The organism is Streptomyces sp. NPDC054932, assembly GCF_053610205.1.
On the sequence record NZ_JBSGXU010000032.1, the window covers coordinates 1 to 18,315 of the forward strand.

General features: G+C 68.8%; 7 protein-coding genes. 3 read left to right on the top strand and 4 right to left on the bottom strand.

Going from position 1 to position 18,315, the window contains the following annotated elements; genetic code table 11:
* Window positions 1-35: 35 nt before the first annotated feature.
* The 3 genes from ACWGE1_RS11975 to ACWGE1_RS11985 all read right to left on the bottom strand — a co-directional run bounded on the left by ACWGE1_RS11975 (window position 36) and on the right by ACWGE1_RS11985 (window position 8,251).
* On the bottom strand, window positions 36-257 hold the full coding sequence (locus ACWGE1_RS11975; RefSeq protein ID WP_030390548.1) for a hypothetical protein: 222 nt from the start codon (window positions 255-257) through the stop codon (window positions 36-38).
* Window positions 258-671: 414 nt separating this feature from the next.
* Window positions 672-1,064: a DUF5959 family protein gene (locus ACWGE1_RS11980; protein ID WP_453420383.1), complete on the bottom strand. Its 393-nt coding sequence runs from the start codon at window positions 1,062-1,064 to the stop codon at window positions 672-674.
* Between the two features lie 2 nt (window positions 1,065-1,066).
* Window positions 1,067-8,251 (bottom strand): polymorphic toxin-type HINT domain-containing protein, encoded by a 7,185-nt coding sequence (locus tag ACWGE1_RS11985; RefSeq protein WP_453420384.1) that lies wholly within the window; start codon window positions 8,249-8,251, stop codon window positions 1,067-1,069.
* A 408-nt stretch (window positions 8,252-8,659) separates the two neighbouring features.
* Between ACWGE1_RS11985 and ACWGE1_RS11990 the strand changes: the two genes are divergently transcribed.
* Window positions 8,660-12,976, top strand: a complete 4,317-nt coding sequence (locus tag ACWGE1_RS11990; RefSeq protein WP_453420385.1) for a ricin-type beta-trefoil lectin domain protein — start codon at window positions 8,660-8,662, stop codon at window positions 12,974-12,976.
* A 75-nt stretch (window positions 12,977-13,051) separates the two neighbouring features.
* Here ACWGE1_RS11990 and ACWGE1_RS11995 read toward each other — a convergent pair whose 3' ends face one another.
* Window positions 13,052-13,606, bottom strand: coding sequence for a hypothetical protein (locus ACWGE1_RS11995; protein ID WP_453420386.1), 555 nt, complete (start codon window positions 13,604-13,606; stop codon window positions 13,052-13,054).
* A 290-nt stretch (window positions 13,607-13,896) separates the two neighbouring features.
* Here ACWGE1_RS11995 and ACWGE1_RS12000 point away from each other — a divergent pair, with 290 nt between their 5' ends.
* Both ACWGE1_RS12000 and ACWGE1_RS12005 read left to right on the top strand, forming a co-directional pair.
* Complete coding sequence (locus ACWGE1_RS12000) at window positions 13,897-15,954, top strand: ABC transporter ATP-binding protein (RefSeq protein WP_453420387.1); 2,058 nt, start codon at window positions 13,897-13,899, stop codon at window positions 15,952-15,954.
* Window positions 15,955-16,066: 112 nt separating this feature from the next.
* Window positions 16,067-18,283, top strand: coding sequence for a terpene synthase family protein (locus tag ACWGE1_RS12005; RefSeq protein WP_453420388.1), 2,217 nt, complete (start codon window positions 16,067-16,069; stop codon window positions 18,281-18,283).
* The last annotated feature ends 32 nt before the right edge of the window (window positions 18,284-18,315 follow it).

Consider the following 18,315-nt stretch of genomic DNA (forward strand, 5'->3'; position numbering starts at 1 on the left):
CTCGGCGGGTGAGGGGGACGTCCCCTTTTTGCGGACTAAGCCTTGACCGTCTGGTTCAGCGCTACGAGCGCCTGGGCCCACCGCACGTACTTCAGCTGCCCGAAGTCGGCGACGGTCTTGACCCCGAACGCCTCGTGCAGCAGCTTGCCGTCCTCGTCGCTGACGCCCTTCAGCGCGGCGACGGGAGCCGCAAGCACCTCGGCGAGAGGCTTGTCGGCCCACGCCTTGTCGAGCACCTTGTCCAGATCGATCGCCATGAGTGTCCCTCTCGGAATCCCAGAACCAAACAGTCGGGGCAAACCTAACCGAACCAGACATTTCCCCCATGCCCCGACACGCACTTCCCACGCACCTCTGGGCGATCACCGATCTTGACTACGGAGCCCGGCCCGGCCGCCCGACACCGCAGCCAGAGCCGCACCCAAGCCCGCACGCAGACTTCCCCGCAAACCCTGGCAGTCGAGGCCTTGATATACACCTCGGACACGATTCCCCTACACGCCCAAAAGCCTCTGAGGCCCACCGTTCGACGGACCTCAGAGGCTTTCGTTTCACAAGGAAGTCTTTGACGAGTTACAGCTCCGAGAATCCTTAGACCATCAGATTCCCAATGCTCCCCATCTCCCAACTCGCGAGAGGTGCTTCACGAGCACCTCTCCGCCGATCTCTAATCACAGGTTTTCAACAAAACGGCGTAGGCGCGCTTGATGGTCGGCAATCCAACCGTCTTCCAGAGCGACTGGGACGCGGACGGTAAGCATTGAAATGGAGTCATCCTCCACGACAACTTCCGGGCAATCCCGTTCACCCTGGAGCTGGATGGCCACCGTGGGGCCCCGGTCCGATTGCATCCACGTGACATCCTGCCCGAGAGAAAGAAGTTCCAGTACCCGAGCCCAGTCTTCGAGTTTGGATCGGGAAAGAACAAGGAGAGTGCTGCCCTTGACGAACAGGCTGGCAATCTCGATCTTCGCCTCCCAGAAATCACCGTCCATCGAGGACTGCACAACGACCCTGACTTCATTCTCGAAATCGGTCAGCCGTACGAGCTCAAACGGGAACATACCTACGCACCCTTCCCAACCAAGAACTGAGCCGCAGTGGACCAGCCATTGTCGTCAAAGGCACTGATGTCAATCCGGAACGGAACATTCGATCCCGGTAGATACCTCGGCGTCGCTTGGAACAATATTGTATTGCCCTTGGCGACATGATCGGCAATAGACTTGCCGAACGCATTCAGCGGCCCATTATCTACCTTCGAATTAGTCCTCACGATGTTCGCCGCAACCTTACCACTACCCCCCAATGAATCCGGAAGGAGATGGCCTCGCGTGTGACCGTAGGCATTCTTGATGAACCCCGGAGGAATGATCCTGCGACCGGCCTTGTCACCCTTACCGAGATCCGCCGGGGTAACGATGGCGATCACTCCGGTACGACGACCATCAGGAAGTACCTGGCCGTAGTCAACATCACCGCAGTTGTGGACGAGGACCGGCACAGCGCCTGCCAGCACATAATACGTGTGGAAGTCGTCGACCGTGAGGTTGTACGTGGTGACGGCGAGCGGGTAGCTCCGGGTCGCCTGAACCGTGACGGTGCTGCCGTCAGGCTTGCGGAGCTGTTCACCCTCGGCGAATTCGCCGGCATCGAGCCACTGGCGGCGGGTTTCGCTCCAGTGGGGGTGATGGGTGGTGGAGGTGAGGACGACCGGCGGGCCGCGGGGGCTTGCGTCGTCGGTGAGGGTGAGGTCGGTGAATTCCTTGTCATCGGGGGTGGTAATGGTGGCCGTAACCGTCTTGGCTTCGGTCTCACCGGTCTGCGGGTCCGTAGCGAGGACCTTGTCGCCTACCTTGACTTCCTCGATGGCCTTGCTCGTGCCATCGGCCATTTGGACGCGCGCACCCGTGGGGAAGCTGTTCTTCTTCTTTACAGGGCACGAGGCGCCGGAGGCAGACTCGCTTGATCGGGCATCCGACCCTCCGCCGCCCGACTCGGCGTCATCCTTACCCCTACCGGCCTTGGATTCTGTGCCGGCACTGTCGGTGGCCTTCTCGGTCGCGGCTTTCTCATCCGCGGCCTTTCGCGCCTGAGCCGCCGCAGCGGATGCTTCGTCCTCGGCCTTCTTGGCCTTGGTGAAGGCATCCATGGCCTTCGATGCCCTACGTTCGGCGGCACTGATCGCGTCGTAGGCCTTGTTCATCTCCTTGTAGATCTTGAAGGCCTTGATGCCGATCTTGATGGCCTTGGCGATCTTGCCCCAGGGAACTGCGTTCAGCGCCGTGTTGATGCACGCCATGACGTCGCCCTTGGTGAAGCAGTCACGGGCGTCGTTGTAGCCGATCAGGTCCATGACCAGGTCGACCACGGCGTGCTTCAGCTCGTCGCGCTTCTTCTTGGCCTTGTTGAGCTCGTGGTTGGCGGTGTTCAGCTCCTCGGTCTCAGGGCTCGTGCCTTCCCACAGTCTGCCGGGATTCCGCGCCTCTGCCTCCTCCGTACCCGCGGGGCACTGAGGGGGCGTACACCTGATCATCAAGCCGTCTGGGTCGGAGGAATTGACGGGGCTGTTGTTGGCGTACGCGTAGGCGTTCCACTGCTGCGGGTTGCCTGGGTCGATGAGTGGGTCCGGGCTGATGAAGCGGCCCGTGGTCGGGTCGTACTCGCGGGCGCCGAGGAGGGTGAATCCGGTGGACTGCTCCTTGGTGCCACCGACGAAGCCCTTGTCTCCGGCCCAGGCTCCAGGCGTCGGCTGGGTGCCGCGCTCGTTGCCGAAGGGGTCGGACGGACGGCGGACCTGAGCCAGGTCAGTGGCGTTGAACTGCACGCCGTTGGTGCCGTGGTGGTCCGAGGACTGGTAGGCAAGCGTCGAGACGCCGGCCGTGGTGGTGCGGGTGACGGACAGGCCGCCGGGAGCAGCGTAGGCCCGGACGTTGGAGACCTTGCTGGTGGCGGTGTCCAGGGTGATCTGGTCGGTGCCGAGGTTGAGCGTGGTCTTGCCGGGGTCGCGGCGGATGAGCTGGTTGCCGCCGGTGTCGTACAGGTAACTGGTGCCGCCGCTCTCGGCGGTGCCGGTGATCTTGTCGAGCTTGCCCTGGACGTTCCAGGTCAGGGTCTTGGTGCCCGGGGTGCTGGTGATGGAGGCGGTGTTGCCGCTCGCATCGTAGGTGTACGAGGTGACCTTGGTGCCCGTGGTGCTGGTCTCCGTGGAGGTCATCAGCGCGTGCGGGCCGCCCGTGCCGCCGCCCGTCTTCGGGTCGGATGACGGGGTGTTGGGGCCGGATCCGAAGGTCTGGGTGACCGTCGTGTCCTTGGCCGCGTTGCCGGTGACGTCCTTCTTCACCAGCTTGGTGCGGTTACCGATCTTGTCGTACTCGTACTGCTGCCAGTACGGGGCCGGACCGCCCACACTCGGCTTGCCCGTGCCGTCGACCTTCGGCCCAGTGGCATTGGTGCAGCCGCCGATGCCGCGCACACTCGGCTGCGGCGCCGTCATGGTGGTACCGGTGTCGGTCCACGCCTGAGTGAGGCGGCCGAGGTAGTCGGTGGTGAAGCACTGCAGGTCCCGGGCAGCGCCGTCCTGCGTGTTGCTGATCGACGTCAGCTGACCGACCTGGTTGTAGGTGTAGTCGAGGACATCGACACTTGCCGTGGCCGCGGTCTGCTTGTCCAGCGTGGACCGGACGGGACGGCCGGTTGCCTCGTCATAGTCAACCGTCGAAACGATCTGCCGGCCGGTGTCCCCGACCGTGGTGCGGATCGCACGACCGAACGGGTCGTAGCGCATGTCCACGACGAACGGCGTGATCACCGAACCGATCGTGCTGTCGAGCGAGGTGAAGCTGCCGACGGAGTTGATCCCGTAGGTCAGAGTCTCGGCAGCCAGCCCGGCCTTCGCGATGGCCGGCAGGCTCGTGGTCGTGAGCTGGCCGTACTTGTCGTAGGTGCTCTTGGCCTCGTAGGTGCCCTGCAGCTCCTTCTCGACGGCGGGGATGGTGATCTTGGTGCCCAGGGGGCGGTAGCCGCTGTCGTAGCCCGTCACCTCGGAGACGTACGCACTGCCGGACGCTCCGCCGACGAACCGCGTGCTGGTCGACGGCTTACCGAGCGCCTTGGTGTCGTAAGTGAAGGCACCGACCTGCTTCGCCGGGTCGACTGCCGCGCCCTCGTAGGTCGCCACGGTGCGGCCGAGGATGTCGCTGACGGTCGTGGCCTGCTTGCCGCGGGCATCCTTGACCGTGACGAGGTTCTTGCTGTCGTCGTAGAAGCTCTCACCGATACCCGAGTCCGGGTCGGTGGTCTTCACCGTACGGCCCATGAGGTCGTAGGCGAAGGTCCACTCGTTGTTGGCCGAGTCCTTCCGGGACAGCTCCTTGCCCTGCGTGTTGCTGACGTACGTGGTCTCGTCGTATGCGCCCGTGGGCGTGTTGCCCTTGTACTGGCGCACCACCGAGGTGAGGCCATTGGTGATGGTCGCTGTGGCGTAGCCACCCGTCGGCGGAATGGTACGGACCTCGTCAGCGCCCGGGTACTCCGTCTTCGAACGCCACTGCTCAATCCCGTAGGACTGGAACACTGAAGCAGTGGCACGGCCGAGGCCGTCGAACACGGAGACGGTCTGGGCCGGGATCTTGCTGTCCGGGTTGACCCCGCCGTTGGGCAGGAACAGCGCCCCGCCGGGAGCCTTCTCGTTGTTGTAGTACGGCGCGCTGGTCTTGACCTGCCGACCGTGCGAGTCGAAGTGCGCGTCGGTGATCATGCGGCCGGTGACACCGGACGGCGTGTGCGCCTGGGTCTGACGGACGCGGCCGAGGCCGTCGTAGATCGTGTAGCTGTTGATGTACTTGCCGTCGTTCATGAGCGTCTGGCTCAGAACGGTGGTCGGCGCGTTCGTCCCGTTCATGGAGTACGAGAACTTGCGGACCGCCGGGTCGACGGTCCGGTCCTGGCCCGGCTGCCAGATGGTGGTGACACGGCCGAGGGCGTCGTAGCCGCGCTCGGCCACGTGACCGTTCTCGTCGGTCGTCTTCATCGGCAGCGCACGACCCGTGTCGAGGGTCGTGGTGGTCTTCCAGCCCAGCGGGTTGGTGTGGGTGACCTCGTACGGCAGCGCGTTGGCCAGCGCCTTGTACTCGGTCTTGGTCACCGCGCCGTCCGGGTGGGCGGCGTCCTTGCGCACCTTGTTCGTGCTCGTGGTGACGCGTCCGTACACGTCGTACGTGGACGTGGCGTTCAGGCGGTAGACCGGCTTGCCCGCCCCGTCGTACTTCTCCAGCACCTCGGTGCCGGTCTGGTCGGCGGTCGCACCTGCCTGGCCCACGGCCATGCCGTCGTAGTACGTGCGGGTGTCTCCGACCGTGTTGGCCGTGGTCGGGGTCTGGCCACAAGCACCCGTCAGGATCAAGGTGCGGGAGGCGAGCTGGGTGAGTGCGCCGCCGGGGCCGGTGGCGTACTCGAAGGTGGTGCACATGCGCTGGTCGGTGCGGGAGACATCGCCCTTGTCGTCGACCTGGAGCGGCCGCGAGAAGAGGGTGTCGTCGTAGGTGGACGTCCGCTCGCTCGTGCGCCAGGCGCCGCTCGCGAGCTTCTCGCGGCTGGTCACCTTGGCGGTGTTCATCGCACGGGCGGTGATGGCGGGCATGCCGCCGGACTGCGCACGGGTCGCCGTGATGGCGCCGAGCCACGGGGTGGTGACCTCGTCGCCGACGACGGTGCCGCCGTCGCGGTCGTAGGTCTCCGTCTGGCGGATGAAGCCCGAGAGGACTTCCTCGTCCTTGATGGTGCCGCCGTGCGCGTCGAGGACGTTCACGCTGCGCTTGGAGCCGTTGGCGAGGACGTCGCCGTCCATGCCGCGCAGGAAGGTGGCCACCGACTTGGTGCGCGGGGCCTCCGCCGCGTTGCCGTTGCCGGTACGGGTCGTGACCGTGGCGTAGCCGCGGAACTGGTCCCACGTACGCGTCTTGGGGTCGGTGAACTCGGAGTCGTTGCGGTGCCAGGCGATACCGCCGCCGTACTCGTAGTCGGTCACCGTGGTGACCTGGCCCGCGACCATGTCCTGCTGGGTGACGGACTGGACGACGACCTTGTGGAACCAGTCGTTGACCGGGTCCGGGTAGGACTGGCCGGGCAGGTACCACTTGACCGGCATGCAGGCCATGGTGTTGGTGTCGTCGGCCGCGGGCATGGTGCCCTTGACGCGCGAGCACTCCGGAGCCTTGTAGACCACGTTGATGCGGCCACCGGTCTCGGTGGTGATCGTCTGGATGCGCGGCCGGTTGTAGCGGGAGGTGCTGGCCTCGGTGCCGTCGGGGCGCTTGACCACGCCGTCGACGCGGTTGGGTATCTGCAGCGGCTCGAAGAGCACCGGCGGCACGGTCAGCGGGGTGCGCGAGTTGGTCGCGGTCCGCTGGATGGACTCGAGCCACAGGGTCGGGGAGGTTCCGTCGCCCGGGGCCTCGAAGCGCTGCTTCAGCGCGTAGGAGTCGACGTTGCGGTAGCCACCGGTGCCCAGGACCTCGGTGTCGATCTTCGTCAGCCGCTTGGTGGTGAAGTACGTCGGCGACAGGTTCAGACACTGACCCGAGGACGCACACTCCTGGTCGACCGGGGTGTCGCCCCAGGCCGTGGCATTGGTCTTGCGCTTCGTGGGGTCACAGGCGTCGCCCGCTTCGAAACAGCGGTCCGCGGAGCGGAGCCAGACCTGGGCGGCGGTGTTCGCCTTGCCCTTGGCCGTGATCTGGTCGGGCAGGCGCTGGCCGTAGCCGATCCAGGTCGGGTACGAGGCGCGCTGGTAGAGGGTCGGGGTGCCGTTGCCGTTGTTCTGGCCGCCGCCACGCCCGTAGTAGTTGTCCTCCTGCTCGTAGCGGTAGGAGGTCAGGTTCTGGTGCGGGTCCACGACGTAGTCGAGGTTCCACTGCCAGCCCAGCTGCTGGTGGGTGCCGTTGGCCGGAGTGTCCGCGCCGAGGCACTTGTCCTGGCCGCTGTTGAAGTACACCGGCACCGTGGAGACCGACTTGGCCTCCGGGTCGGTGCCGTCACCGCCCGGGAGGCGGTTGGCGCCGAAGTAGTACTGCGTGCCGTCGGTCGTGGTGACGCGGAAGCCCTCGCCCTTCCAGGCGGAGTTGCGCTGACCGGTCAGACGCTCGATCTTCGTGCCGTCTTCACCCTGCAGGCGGTAGACGCAGGTGTTGTCGTCGCGGACGATCTGCCCGGCGTGGCCGGCCATCGACAGCGAGAGGATGTCGCCGGCCCAGCACTCGTCACCCGACTCCGCGATGCCCGCGTCCTTGCAGCCCTTGTACGAGCGGGAGATCGAGCCGGGGTGCCAGTCCCAGCCCTCACCGATCAGGCCGGACTGGGCGTTGGTCGACGCGGTACGGCCGTCGATCGAGGAGGAGTCGTAGCCGAGCACGACGCTCGGCGCCGCACCCGCGATCGTCGACGGGATCTCGGCCGTGTAGCCGTAGGTGAAGTTCGCCGCGTTCGCGCCGGCCTGCCAGGAGGCGGAAGGCAGCAGCGGCGTCGCGGAGAAGTCACCGAGGTTGCTGGACGGGCCCGGCTCCACGCCGAGGGCCACGCCCTGGGCGGCCATGACCTGCGGGGCCGCTGCGGCCCCGGCCTGCGCGCCCTGCTGCGACTTCAGCAGGACGGAGGGAGCCGCGGTGCTCTTCGCGACCTGGACCTCCGCGACCAGGCGCCCGGAGGCGTCCCGGTGCGAGGCGACCGGGGTGCGCGTCGTACAGCCCGTGGCGCCCGGGGTCGTCAGGGCACACGTGGGCAGCTGCACCAGCCGGGCGCGGTCGCCCCAGTTGGCGCCGGCGTTGTTGGCCCAGGCGGACACGTCCAGGCCGACCTCGACCTTGCCGGTCGCGGCAACGCCCTCGGGGGCGGTGAGGGTGATCAGCGCACCGTTCACACCGGCCGCGCGCGACTTGGCGCCGTCCTTCACCTCGACGCTGAGGCTGCCCGCGCCGACGGTGGAGGCAGCCGCCGCCCCGGAGGGCGAGGCCTTCGCCTTTGCGTCCTTCCCGGGTGCGACCCAGACGGGCAGCTCGCCCGCCTTGACCGCTCCGGCCCCGGCGGCGGGCTTCGACGCGGGGTTCGAGCCGACCTCGATCCGGCTGGTGCCGGCCGGGGTCTTCGCCTTCGGGGCGGGCTTCCATGCCTTGCCGGCCGGCGCCTTGGGCTTGGCCGACTTGGCGTCAGCTCCCTTGACCGGCTTCGCGCCGGGTAGTGCCGTCTTCGGTGGCACCCACACCTTTGGCGGCTTGTCAGCCGCCTGGACGACGGGAAGTCCCGCGCCCGAGAAGAGAATTGCGAGTGCGGAAACCACCGCGACCCGCGCTCTGCCACGCGTTCCGCGCATGGCAAAGCGACTCCGATGAGACAACAGGATCCCCCAGGAAACCAGTACAGGAGAGAGCCGGCCCGACAGGGTCCGGATCAAACCCGCGACATGACGCGGGCGTTGGGAGTCTAAGGAGATTTTAAGAAACTCTCCCCATGGCCAATGTCACGGATGGACAAGATGGCATTTCATGCCGCCAATCGGGCATTTGACCTTCATGAATTTCTCACAAACCGTTGACAAGTTTGCAGACCAGAAGGAACTGTGCCCCCTGACTTCTGTTCATCAACGCTCACAGCGAGGACCTCCGCCTTGAGGCCTGCATTCCATTCACGTCACTTCGGACCGGGGGGGTCCGGCAGACGCCGGTCCCTGGGCGCGCTCACCCTCCCGCTGGCCGGCGCCGCCGTATTCGCTCTCGGGGCCGGTCTGCTGACCGGTCCTCCTGCGTACGCCGACGAAGCACGTGGCCACGGCCCTGCCGATACGGCATGGCCCGCCCCGCCGACCCGTCCCTCCTCCGCGCAGAACACGGCGATCGACACCGCCAAGGCCAAGGCCAGGAGCAGCGGCAAGCGGGTCGTCATCGACTCCCTGACGACCGCCAGTTCTCAGACCTTCGCCACCCCCCACGGGACGCTGACCACGGAGACCGCGCTCGAACCGGAGCGGGTGAAGAACTCCTCCGGCGCCTGGCAGAAGGTCGACGCGACCCTGCGGGCCAACGCCGACGGCACCGTTGCTCCGGCGGCCGTCCCCTCCGGGCTCAGCTTCTCCGGTGGCGGAACCGGTCCGATGGCGACCATGACGGCCGCCGACGGTGCGAAGCTCGCTCTCAAGGCACCCTTCCCGCTGCCCAAGCCCGCCCTCAACGGTGACAGCGCCCTCTACCCGTCCGTCCTGCCGGACGTGGACCTCGAACTCACCGCGACCCCCGCCGGTGGCTGGCGCCAGGTGCTGATCGTCCGCACCCCCGAGGCCGCCGCCAGTCCCGCCCTCAAGAAGCTCCAGTTCCCCGTCGAGGCCGACGGTCTGACGGTCAGCGCCGACGGGGCCGGCAACCTCAAGGCGGTCGACGCCCGGGGCAACGCCCGCTTCACCGCCCCGACCCCGGTCATGTGGGACTCGACCCACTCCGGCACCGGCCGCTCGAAGCCGGTGGGCTCCTTCGCCAAGCAGTCCGCGCCGGCCGCGGAAACCCCCCTGGCGCCCCCGATCGTGTCGACGTCCGACGGCCCCGGCGAAGGTGCCGCGGTGAAGCCGATCGCCGCGACGGCCGACGGCCGCGGCATCCAGCTCGTTCCCGACACCACCCTGCTCGGTCAGGGCACCGGCCCCTGGTACATCGATCCGGGCTGGAACCCGACCCTCAACAACGCCAACCAGGCCTGGTCCCAGGTCCAGGAGGCGTACCCGGACACCAACGAGTTCAACGGGACGCAGTACGGGCAGGACCGGCCGGCCGCCGGCTACTGCGGCTACTTCGTGGGCAACCCGCCGTGCGAAGGCATCGGCCGGACCCGTGCCTACTTCCAGATCGGTGTCGACACGCGGCTCCACGGCGCCGAGATCCTCAGCGCCCGCTTCGAGGCGAACGTCGTCTCCTCGTCGAGCCCGAGCACGCCGACCCCGATGGGTCTGTACTCCACGAACGCCATCGGCAACCCGACGAGCTGGAACAGGCAGCCCTGCGACAAGAACTCGCACATGGGCGGCTGCGAGAAGGTCGCCGGCATCACCATGTCCGGGTCGGGTGGCATCGCCTTCGACGTCAAGAACCTCGTGAAGAAGGCCGCCCAGTACAAGTGGCCCACGATCACGGTGGGTCTCGCTCCTGACAACGAGTCCGAGAAGCTGTACCGCCAGCGGTTCGACAACAGCCCGCGCATCGTCGTCGAGTACGACATCCAGCCCACCGTCTGGTGGCCCCGCGCCCGGCCCACCCCCGGCTTCGCCGACACCGCTTCCTACTCCGACTGCAGCACCCCTGGCACCACGCACCCCTGGGACAACCCGGGCTGGGTCGGCGCCAACAACAACGTCACCCTGACCACCGCCACCTACTCGGCCACCGGGCAGCAGCTCTGGGCGGGCTTCCAGTACTGGGACGACGACGACTCGGGCAAGACCTACAACGCCGACACCGGCTGGAACAGCAGCTACGGTGACGCCACCGTCGACATCGGCGCCCTGACCGACGGCCACCAGTACGGCTGGGTGGCCCGCGTCACGGACGGCACGCTCACCAGCAACCCCACCGAGATGTGCTTCTTCCGCGTCGACCGCACCCCGCCGACCGCCGCCATCGCCTCCACGGACTTCCCCGCCTCCGGCACCATCGGGGCACACCCCAAGCGCGCCGGCGAGGAGGGCACCTTCACCCTCACCGGAACCGACCCGGCCCCCGCGACGGGCAACCGCACCTCCGGCCTGGCCTGTGCCCGCTGGACCACCGACCCGGTCAAGGCGGCCGCCACCGGCTGGAAGTGCACCGACCCCGGCGTGATCAAGATGACCGGTGGCAAGGCCACCGTGAAGATCACGCCCCCGCAGTGGGGCACCAACTACGTCTACCTCCAGACGCAGGACAACGCGGGCAACATGTCCCAGCCGTTCGTCTACAGCTTCTACGCGCCGTCCAACCCCGACGGGGGCAAGCCCGCGTTCGGTGACATCAACAACGACCGCAAGCCCGACGTCCTGCTCCCCGACACCGCCGGGAACCTCCGCACGATCGCGGGCGGCCAGGACCCGTACGCCGCACCCAACGCGGTCATCGACGCGGCCCCCGGCAACTCCAGCAACTGGAACAACATCCAGATCAGCCACCGGGGCAGCCTGGGACGCAAGGTCGTCGACGACCTCTTCGCCCATGAGCCCGGCAAGGCCAATCTCTACCTCTACACCAACGACAACAGCGGCCGGTTCGACGGACAGGCCCCCAACCCGGTCACGAAGCCGTCCACCTGTGGCACCCCCGCCGGCGCCACGATCGACTGCGCGGCCCACGGCTACGGGACCACCAACTGGGCCCAGGTGACCCAGATCGCGGCCTTCGGCTCGACCACCGGTGATTCGGGTGCCACCCCGGAGAGCCTGCCCCGTACGTCCCTGCTGTTCGTCGAGAACGGACGGCTGTGGCTGAGCACCGCGGGTACGACCAACGCGCTCTCCCCGCAGGCGATCCTCCTCTCCGCCAATGACACCAAGTGGGCCGGCTACGAGCTGATCGCGCCCGGCCGCGCACAGGGAACCGACTTCCCGACCCTGTGGGCCCGTTCCAAGACCGACGGCACTCTCCACGCCTTCTCGGTCAAGGGCACCGCTCAGGCCCCCGACCTCACCGGCTTCACCAACCCGGCCGCGGGCCTGATCTCCGGCAAGATCGACCCGAAGGTCTACCCCCGGGTCGGCTCCGAGGGCGACCTCACCGGTGACGGCATCCCCGACCTGTGGGCCGTCGACACCAACCAGCAGCTGGTCGGCTTCAACGGCGCCGGCACCGCCACGCCGTACCCGTCCGTGACCGGAGTCAGCACGACGCCGATCACCCTGGGCAACCTCAACATGCCCAAGGCCCAGTGGAAGCTGACCGGGCAGACCGGCACCACCACCCCCAGCGCCGTCGGCAACTTCCCCGCCACGACGACCAACGTGACCTTCCCCGCCGCGGAGACCATCGGCGGCCGCAGCTCGACCTACGCCGCCTTCCGCGACGCGGGCGACGCCTACGCCAGCACCACCGGTCCCGTGATCGACACCCGCAAGAGCTTCACGATCAGCACGTGGGCGAAGGCCAACGAGCTCGGCAGGGTCGTCCTCAGCCAGGACCTCAATCGCAGCAGCTCGCTGCTCCTGTTCGCCAACCACCAGAAGAAGGTCTGGAAGTTCGCGCTCTCCAACGCCGACGCGGACGCCTGGCCGTACGACGAGACCAACGACGAAGGCAGCCTCGGCGCCGTCTCCCTGAACACCTGGACCCAGCTCACCGCCGTCTACGACCACACGACGGGCCTGATGCGGCTGTACGTCAACGGCACCCTGGCGTCCACCGGTCACCACAAGGCGTCCACCAGCCCGGCGCCGATCGGCGCCTTCCAGCTGGGCCGCTACAAGTACGAAGGGGCCTACTCCGCCCACTTCAAGGGCGGCATCAGCAACCTCGCCGTCTACCCGTACGCCGCTCCCGTCACCGCCCCGCAGGCGGCCGGGCCGATCCAGCTGACCCAGTCCGCCGGCAACTGCGTGGACAACGACTTCAACCGCCTCGAGGACGGCAACAAGATCCAGATCACCACCTGCAACGGCACCGCCGCCCAGCAGTTCCAGATCCACAACGACGGCACCATCCGCAACCAGGGCATGTGCCTCAACGCGGCGGGCGGCGGCGTCGCCGACCGTACCCTCATCGAGCTCCGTACCTGTGACGGCAGCGCGCCCAGCCAGCAGTTCCTGCCGCGGGGTGACGGAGGCATCTACAACCCCGTCTCCGGCCGGTGCCTGGACCTCGGTGGCTTCAACACCACCCCCGGCACCCAGCTCTGGCTGTTCGAATGCAACCCCAGCGCCGCCCAGCGCTGGACCGTCCCGGTCCTCGGCACGGCGCCCCTGCCCGTCCCGACGCCCTAGCGGGCACCCGCACCACACCACACGGAGGCCGTCTCCCCGTCCCGGGGAGGCGGCCTCCGCCGTGCGCGCCCGGCCTCAGTCGTAGCAGCCGGTGGGGGTGTCGTCCGTCGGGGAGCCGGCCTCCAGGCGGTAGACCGTCTCGGGCGCACCGCCCGCTGGTGGGGTGTAGCCGAAGTCCTCCGCCAGGTGGTTCAGGGGCGGGAAGTACAGGTCGAGCGTACGGGAGCGGTTCTGCGTCCCCTTGTTGAAGCACAGGTCGGCCGCCCACGGCGGGATTTCGTGGGGATTGTGTTCCAGGGTCCAGCCGTCGTTCGCCGCGGCGCTGCGGTAGAAGTCGGCGATCTCCGCCGGGGTGCCGGGCGCCGTGTAGTAGCGGCCCGCCACCATCCAGGCGTCCCCGCTGTCGTCCGCGCACTCGGAGTAGACCTCCTCGGCGCCCTTGAGCGGTGCGGCGCCCGTCGGGCGGGCCTCCAGCACGGCGAGCTCGCTCAGCGCCTTCAGGTCCTGCTCCGCCCCGTCGCAGGACGTGAACGGCGAGAGCAGGGCGCACCCGCCGAGGCACACCCCCGCCAGTGCCATGGCCGACAGCACGGAGGCAACACGGGCCACAGCAGAAACAGGCATGTTCATGGCGGGATTATGGGGCACCGGCCGCGGCGCCGCGCAATCCCTCGAACGGAGGCATCGCCACCTCCGGGTGATTCGAACGCCGCGTCACCGTGCCACCGCCGCGCCGCCCATGGGATCCGGCGCGTGGTCGCAACTGCGTGCGGGCATTCGTTCCCCGGGCCCCGTGACGCCGCTCTGAACAGCCACGTTCTTGCGGCGTCAGTTCGCAGCCGCAGCGCCTCGGGAGGAATCTTGCGATCCGTGCACGTTCATGTGGTGTTCGACCCGGCACCGGGCGGAGGTGGCCGCGCATGAGGCTCCTCAAGCGACCCGAAGCCGCCGAGCCCGCCGTCTCCGAGAGCGAGCGGCGCCTCTTCGGCGGGCCCCTGCGCTACGACGCCGGCTGGTCGAACCACGAGTACGCCCAGCTGGAGAGCCGGCTCCTGACCACCCTGCGCTCCATGCCCCGCATGGTCGGCGGGACCCTGCGCCTCGCCTGGGACACCGACCGGCCGGCCCTGCTCACCGTCGCCGCCGCCGAGGCCGGGCAGGGGGTCACCTCCGCCGTCGGGCTGCTCGTCATCAGCGACGTGCTCCGTACGCTGCTGAGTTCGGGCAGCGCCGCCGACCGGCTGTACGCCGCCCTGCCCGCCCTCGCCACCGGCGCGCTGGTCGCCGTACTGGGGGCCGTACTCGCCTCCCGGTCCACGGCGGCCGCCGGGCGGCTGGAGCCCAAGGTCGAACGGGCCGCGTACGAGCAGTACCTGAGCGCCGCCGTCGCGGTGGAGCTGGAGGCCATCGAGGACGGGGAGTTCCGGCGGCTGCTGGACAGTGCCCAGTGGGGGCCGCCCTCGGCCCGCCGGACGGTCGGCGCCTGCGTGGCCACCCTCGGCGGGGTCATCTCCCTGATCGCCACCGCCGGGGTGCTGACCGTACTGCACCCGCTCCTGCTGCCCATGCTGCTGCTGATCGCGGCCCCGCGCGGCTGGGGCGCGATGCGCGTGGCGCAGCGCCGCTACCTGTCGATGATCACCTGGGTGGAACACGTGCGGGCGGCCCGGCTCATCGGCCAGCTGCTGATCTCCCGCACCTCCGCCCCCGAGGTGCGGGTGCACGGCGTCGGCCGCTATCTGCTGGGCCACTACCGCAACATGGCCGAGGTCGCCGAGGGCGAGGCCACCCGCCTCGCCAAGGACAAGGCCGGCACCGAGCTGCTGGCCGCGGCGCTCTCCGGCGTCGCGGCCCTGGTCACCTACGGGGCGATGGGCGCGCTCATCGTCTCCGGCCGGATGGACCTCGCCGTCGCCGGCACGGCCGTGATCGCGGTGCGCACCGGTTCGGCGAGTCTCGGCGCTCTGGTGGCCACCACCAACACGCTGCACGAGGAGTCCCTGTACGTCCGGGACCTGGAGCGGTTCGTCGCCGAGGCGGCGCGCCGTGCCATCCCGTCCGGCGGGGCCGAACTGCCCGAGCAACTCGCCGCGGTACGGCTGCACGACGTGGACTTCAGCTACCCGGACCGGGACGAGCCCGCCCTCACCGGGGTCTCCCTCACCATCGAGGCGGGCCAGGTCGTCGCCCTGGTCGGGGAGAACGGCTCGGGCAAGAGCACCCTCGTCAAGCTGCTGGCCGGCCTGCACCTGCCCGACTCGGGTTCGGTCACCTGGGACGGGGTGGACGTGCGCGACGCCGACCGGGAGCAGGTCTTCGACCGGGTCGCGCTCCTCACCCAGGACTTCGAGCGCTGGCCGGTGACCGCCCGTACCAACATCGCCATCGGCCGGCCCGCCACCGGGGAGAACGACCGTACCGGGCGGAGCGGCCGCGCCGGGGAGAGCGAGCGCACCGCCGCGGTGGTCGCCGCCGCCCGGTACGCGGGGGCCGACCGGATCGTCGAGAAGCTGCCGCACGGCTACGAGACCCTGCTGGCCCGGGTGTTCAGGGGTGCCTCGGAGCTCTCCGGCGGGCAGTGGCAGAAGTTCGGCCTTGCCCGCACCCGCTTCCGCGACGCCCGCGTCCTGGTGGTGGACGAGCCCACCTCGGCGCTGGACCCGGAGGCGGAGATCGCCGCCTTCGACAGCATCCGGGGTCTCGCCGGTCCGCAGCGCGCGGTCGTCCTCGTCACGCACCGCATGTCCGGGGTGCGGTTCGCCGACGTCATCCACGTCCTGCACGAGGGGCGGCTCGTCGAACAGGGCGGGCACGAGGAGCTGCTGGCGCTGGGCGGCCGCTACGCCTCGATGTTCCGGATGCAGGCCGAGCAGTTCGACCGGCACGACGGCGGCGACCGGCACGACCGCAAGCCCCCGTCCTCCCCTCCTATCCCCCGGCAGGCCGCGGCGCCGCAGAACGACGGGTCCGTCACCTGAAGCGGTGAACTCACCCTTGTCCCACGGGCACCAGGGGTAGGGCACTGCTGATCTCGTGCGGGGGACCGGGCCGCCCGGCCCCCGCACCCATGGACGAAAGGCCGACCCCGCCGTGACGCAGCCGTTTCAACTGCCGGATTTCTATGTGCCCTGTCCGGCACGACTGAACCCCCACCTGGAGGACGCGCGGACCCACACCAAGCAGTGGGCGCGCGCCTTCGGGATGCTGGAGGGTTCCGGCGTCTGGGAGGAGAGCGACCTCGACTCGCACGACTACGCGCTGCTCTGCTCGTACACCCACCCCGACTGCGACCGCGACGCGCTGGCGCTGGTCACCGACTGGTACGTGTGGGTGTTCTTCTTCGACGACCACTTCCTGGAGATGTACAAGCGCTCGCAGGACCGCGACGGTGCCAAGGCATACCTCGACCGGCTCGCCGCCTTCATGCCGATGGATCTCGCCGGCGGCTTCCCCGAGCCCACCAACCCGGTGGAGGCGGGCCTCGCGGACCTGTGGGCGCGGACCGTCCCGGTGATGTCCGCGGACTGGCGGGAACGGTTCTCCTTGTCCACGAAGAACCTCCTCGACGAGTCCATGTGGGAGCTCGCCAACATCAACATCGGGCGCGTGGCGAACCCGCTCGAATACATCGAGATGCGCCGCAAGGTGGGTGGCGCGCCCTGGTCGGCCGGTCTGATCGAGTACGTCTGCGCCGAGGTCCCCGCACGCGTCGCGCACTCACGCGCACTCGGCGTGCTGCGCGACGCCTTCTCCGACGCCGTGCACATCAGGAACGACATCTTCTCCTACGAACGCGAGGTCACCGACGAGGGCGAACTCTCCAACGCCGTCCTCGTGCTGGAGACGTTCCTCGGCTGCACCACCCAGGAGGCCGCCGAGGCCTCCAACGACCTGCTCACCTCCCGCCTCCAGCAGTTCGAGCAGACCGCGCTCGTCGAGCTCCCCCAGCTCTTCGCCGACCACGCGCTGGACCCGGCGGAGATCGCGGCCGTCCTCGCCTACGCCAAGGGCCTGCAGGACTGGCAGTCCGGGGGCCACGAGTGGCACATGGTCTCCAGCCGCTACATGAACAAGGGGGCCCGGCCCACCGCCCCGGCGGCCCTCCCCCTCCTGCCGTCCGGGCTCGGCACCACCGCGCTCGACCTGCGGTCCGTGTTCACGAAGCGCTCGATGGAGCTGCGCCGCCGCTCCTTCACCCACGTCCCCTTCGCACGCACCGGTCCCTCCGTCATCCCCGAGATCTACATGCCGCACCGGCTCGGCCTCAGCCCGCACCTGGCGCACGCGCGCGAGGAGTCCGTGGCCTGGTCCCGGCGGATGGGTCTGCTGGACCCGCAGCCCGGCGACCCCGGCTCGGCGATCTGGACCGAGGACGGCCTGCGGGGCTTCGACTTCGCGCTCTGCTCGGCCGGGATCGACCCGGACGCGACGCCGGAGCAGCTGGCCCTCAACGCCTGCTGGCTGACCTGGGGCACGTACGGGGACGACTACTACCCGGCGGTGTTCGTCCGGAGCAGGAACCTTCCGGCGGCCAAGGCGACCACCGCCCGCCTGATCTCCATGATCCCGGTCGACAGGGCCGACCGGCCGGAGCCGGTGACCGCGATGGAGCGCGCCCTCGCCGACCTGTGGGTGCGCACCACCGCCACCATGTCCGTGAGGCAGCGCACCGAGTTCCGGGCCACCCTGGTCAGCATGCTGGAGAGCTGGCTGTGGGAGGTGGACAACCAGATCCGGAACCGCGTCCCGGACCCGGTGGACTACGCGGAGATGCGCCGCCGCACCTTCGGCAGTCACCTCACGATGTACCTGTGCCGTCTCGGGCACACCGGCCGGGGCATCCCGGAGGAGATCTACGCCTGCGGGACCATCCGTTCGCTGGAGAACGCGGTCGCGGACGCCGCCTGCCTGATCAACGACATCTACTCCTACCAGAAGGAGGTGGAGGTCGAGGGCGAGGTCCACAACCACATCCTGGTCACACAGAAGTTCTTCGACATCGACTACCCGCAGGCCCTGCACATCTGCCATGCGCTGATGACGCAGCGGACCGAGGAGTTCGAGCACATCGTGGCGAACCAGCTGCCGCTGCTCTACGACGACTGGAAGCTCGGCGCGCAGGCCCGGGAAGCCCTGGACGCCTACGTGGGCGAGCTGAAGGACTGGCACGCCGGCATCCTCAACTGGCACCGGAAGATCCGCCGTTACCGCCCGGAGGACCTGCACGCGCAGCCCGACCTGCTGTCCACGGCGGTGCGGAGCCCCGGCTTCGGCATGGCGGCCGCCCGGATCTCCCTGCCCGCCTGATCCCGGCGGCGGGGGGCGGTCCGCCGCTCCCC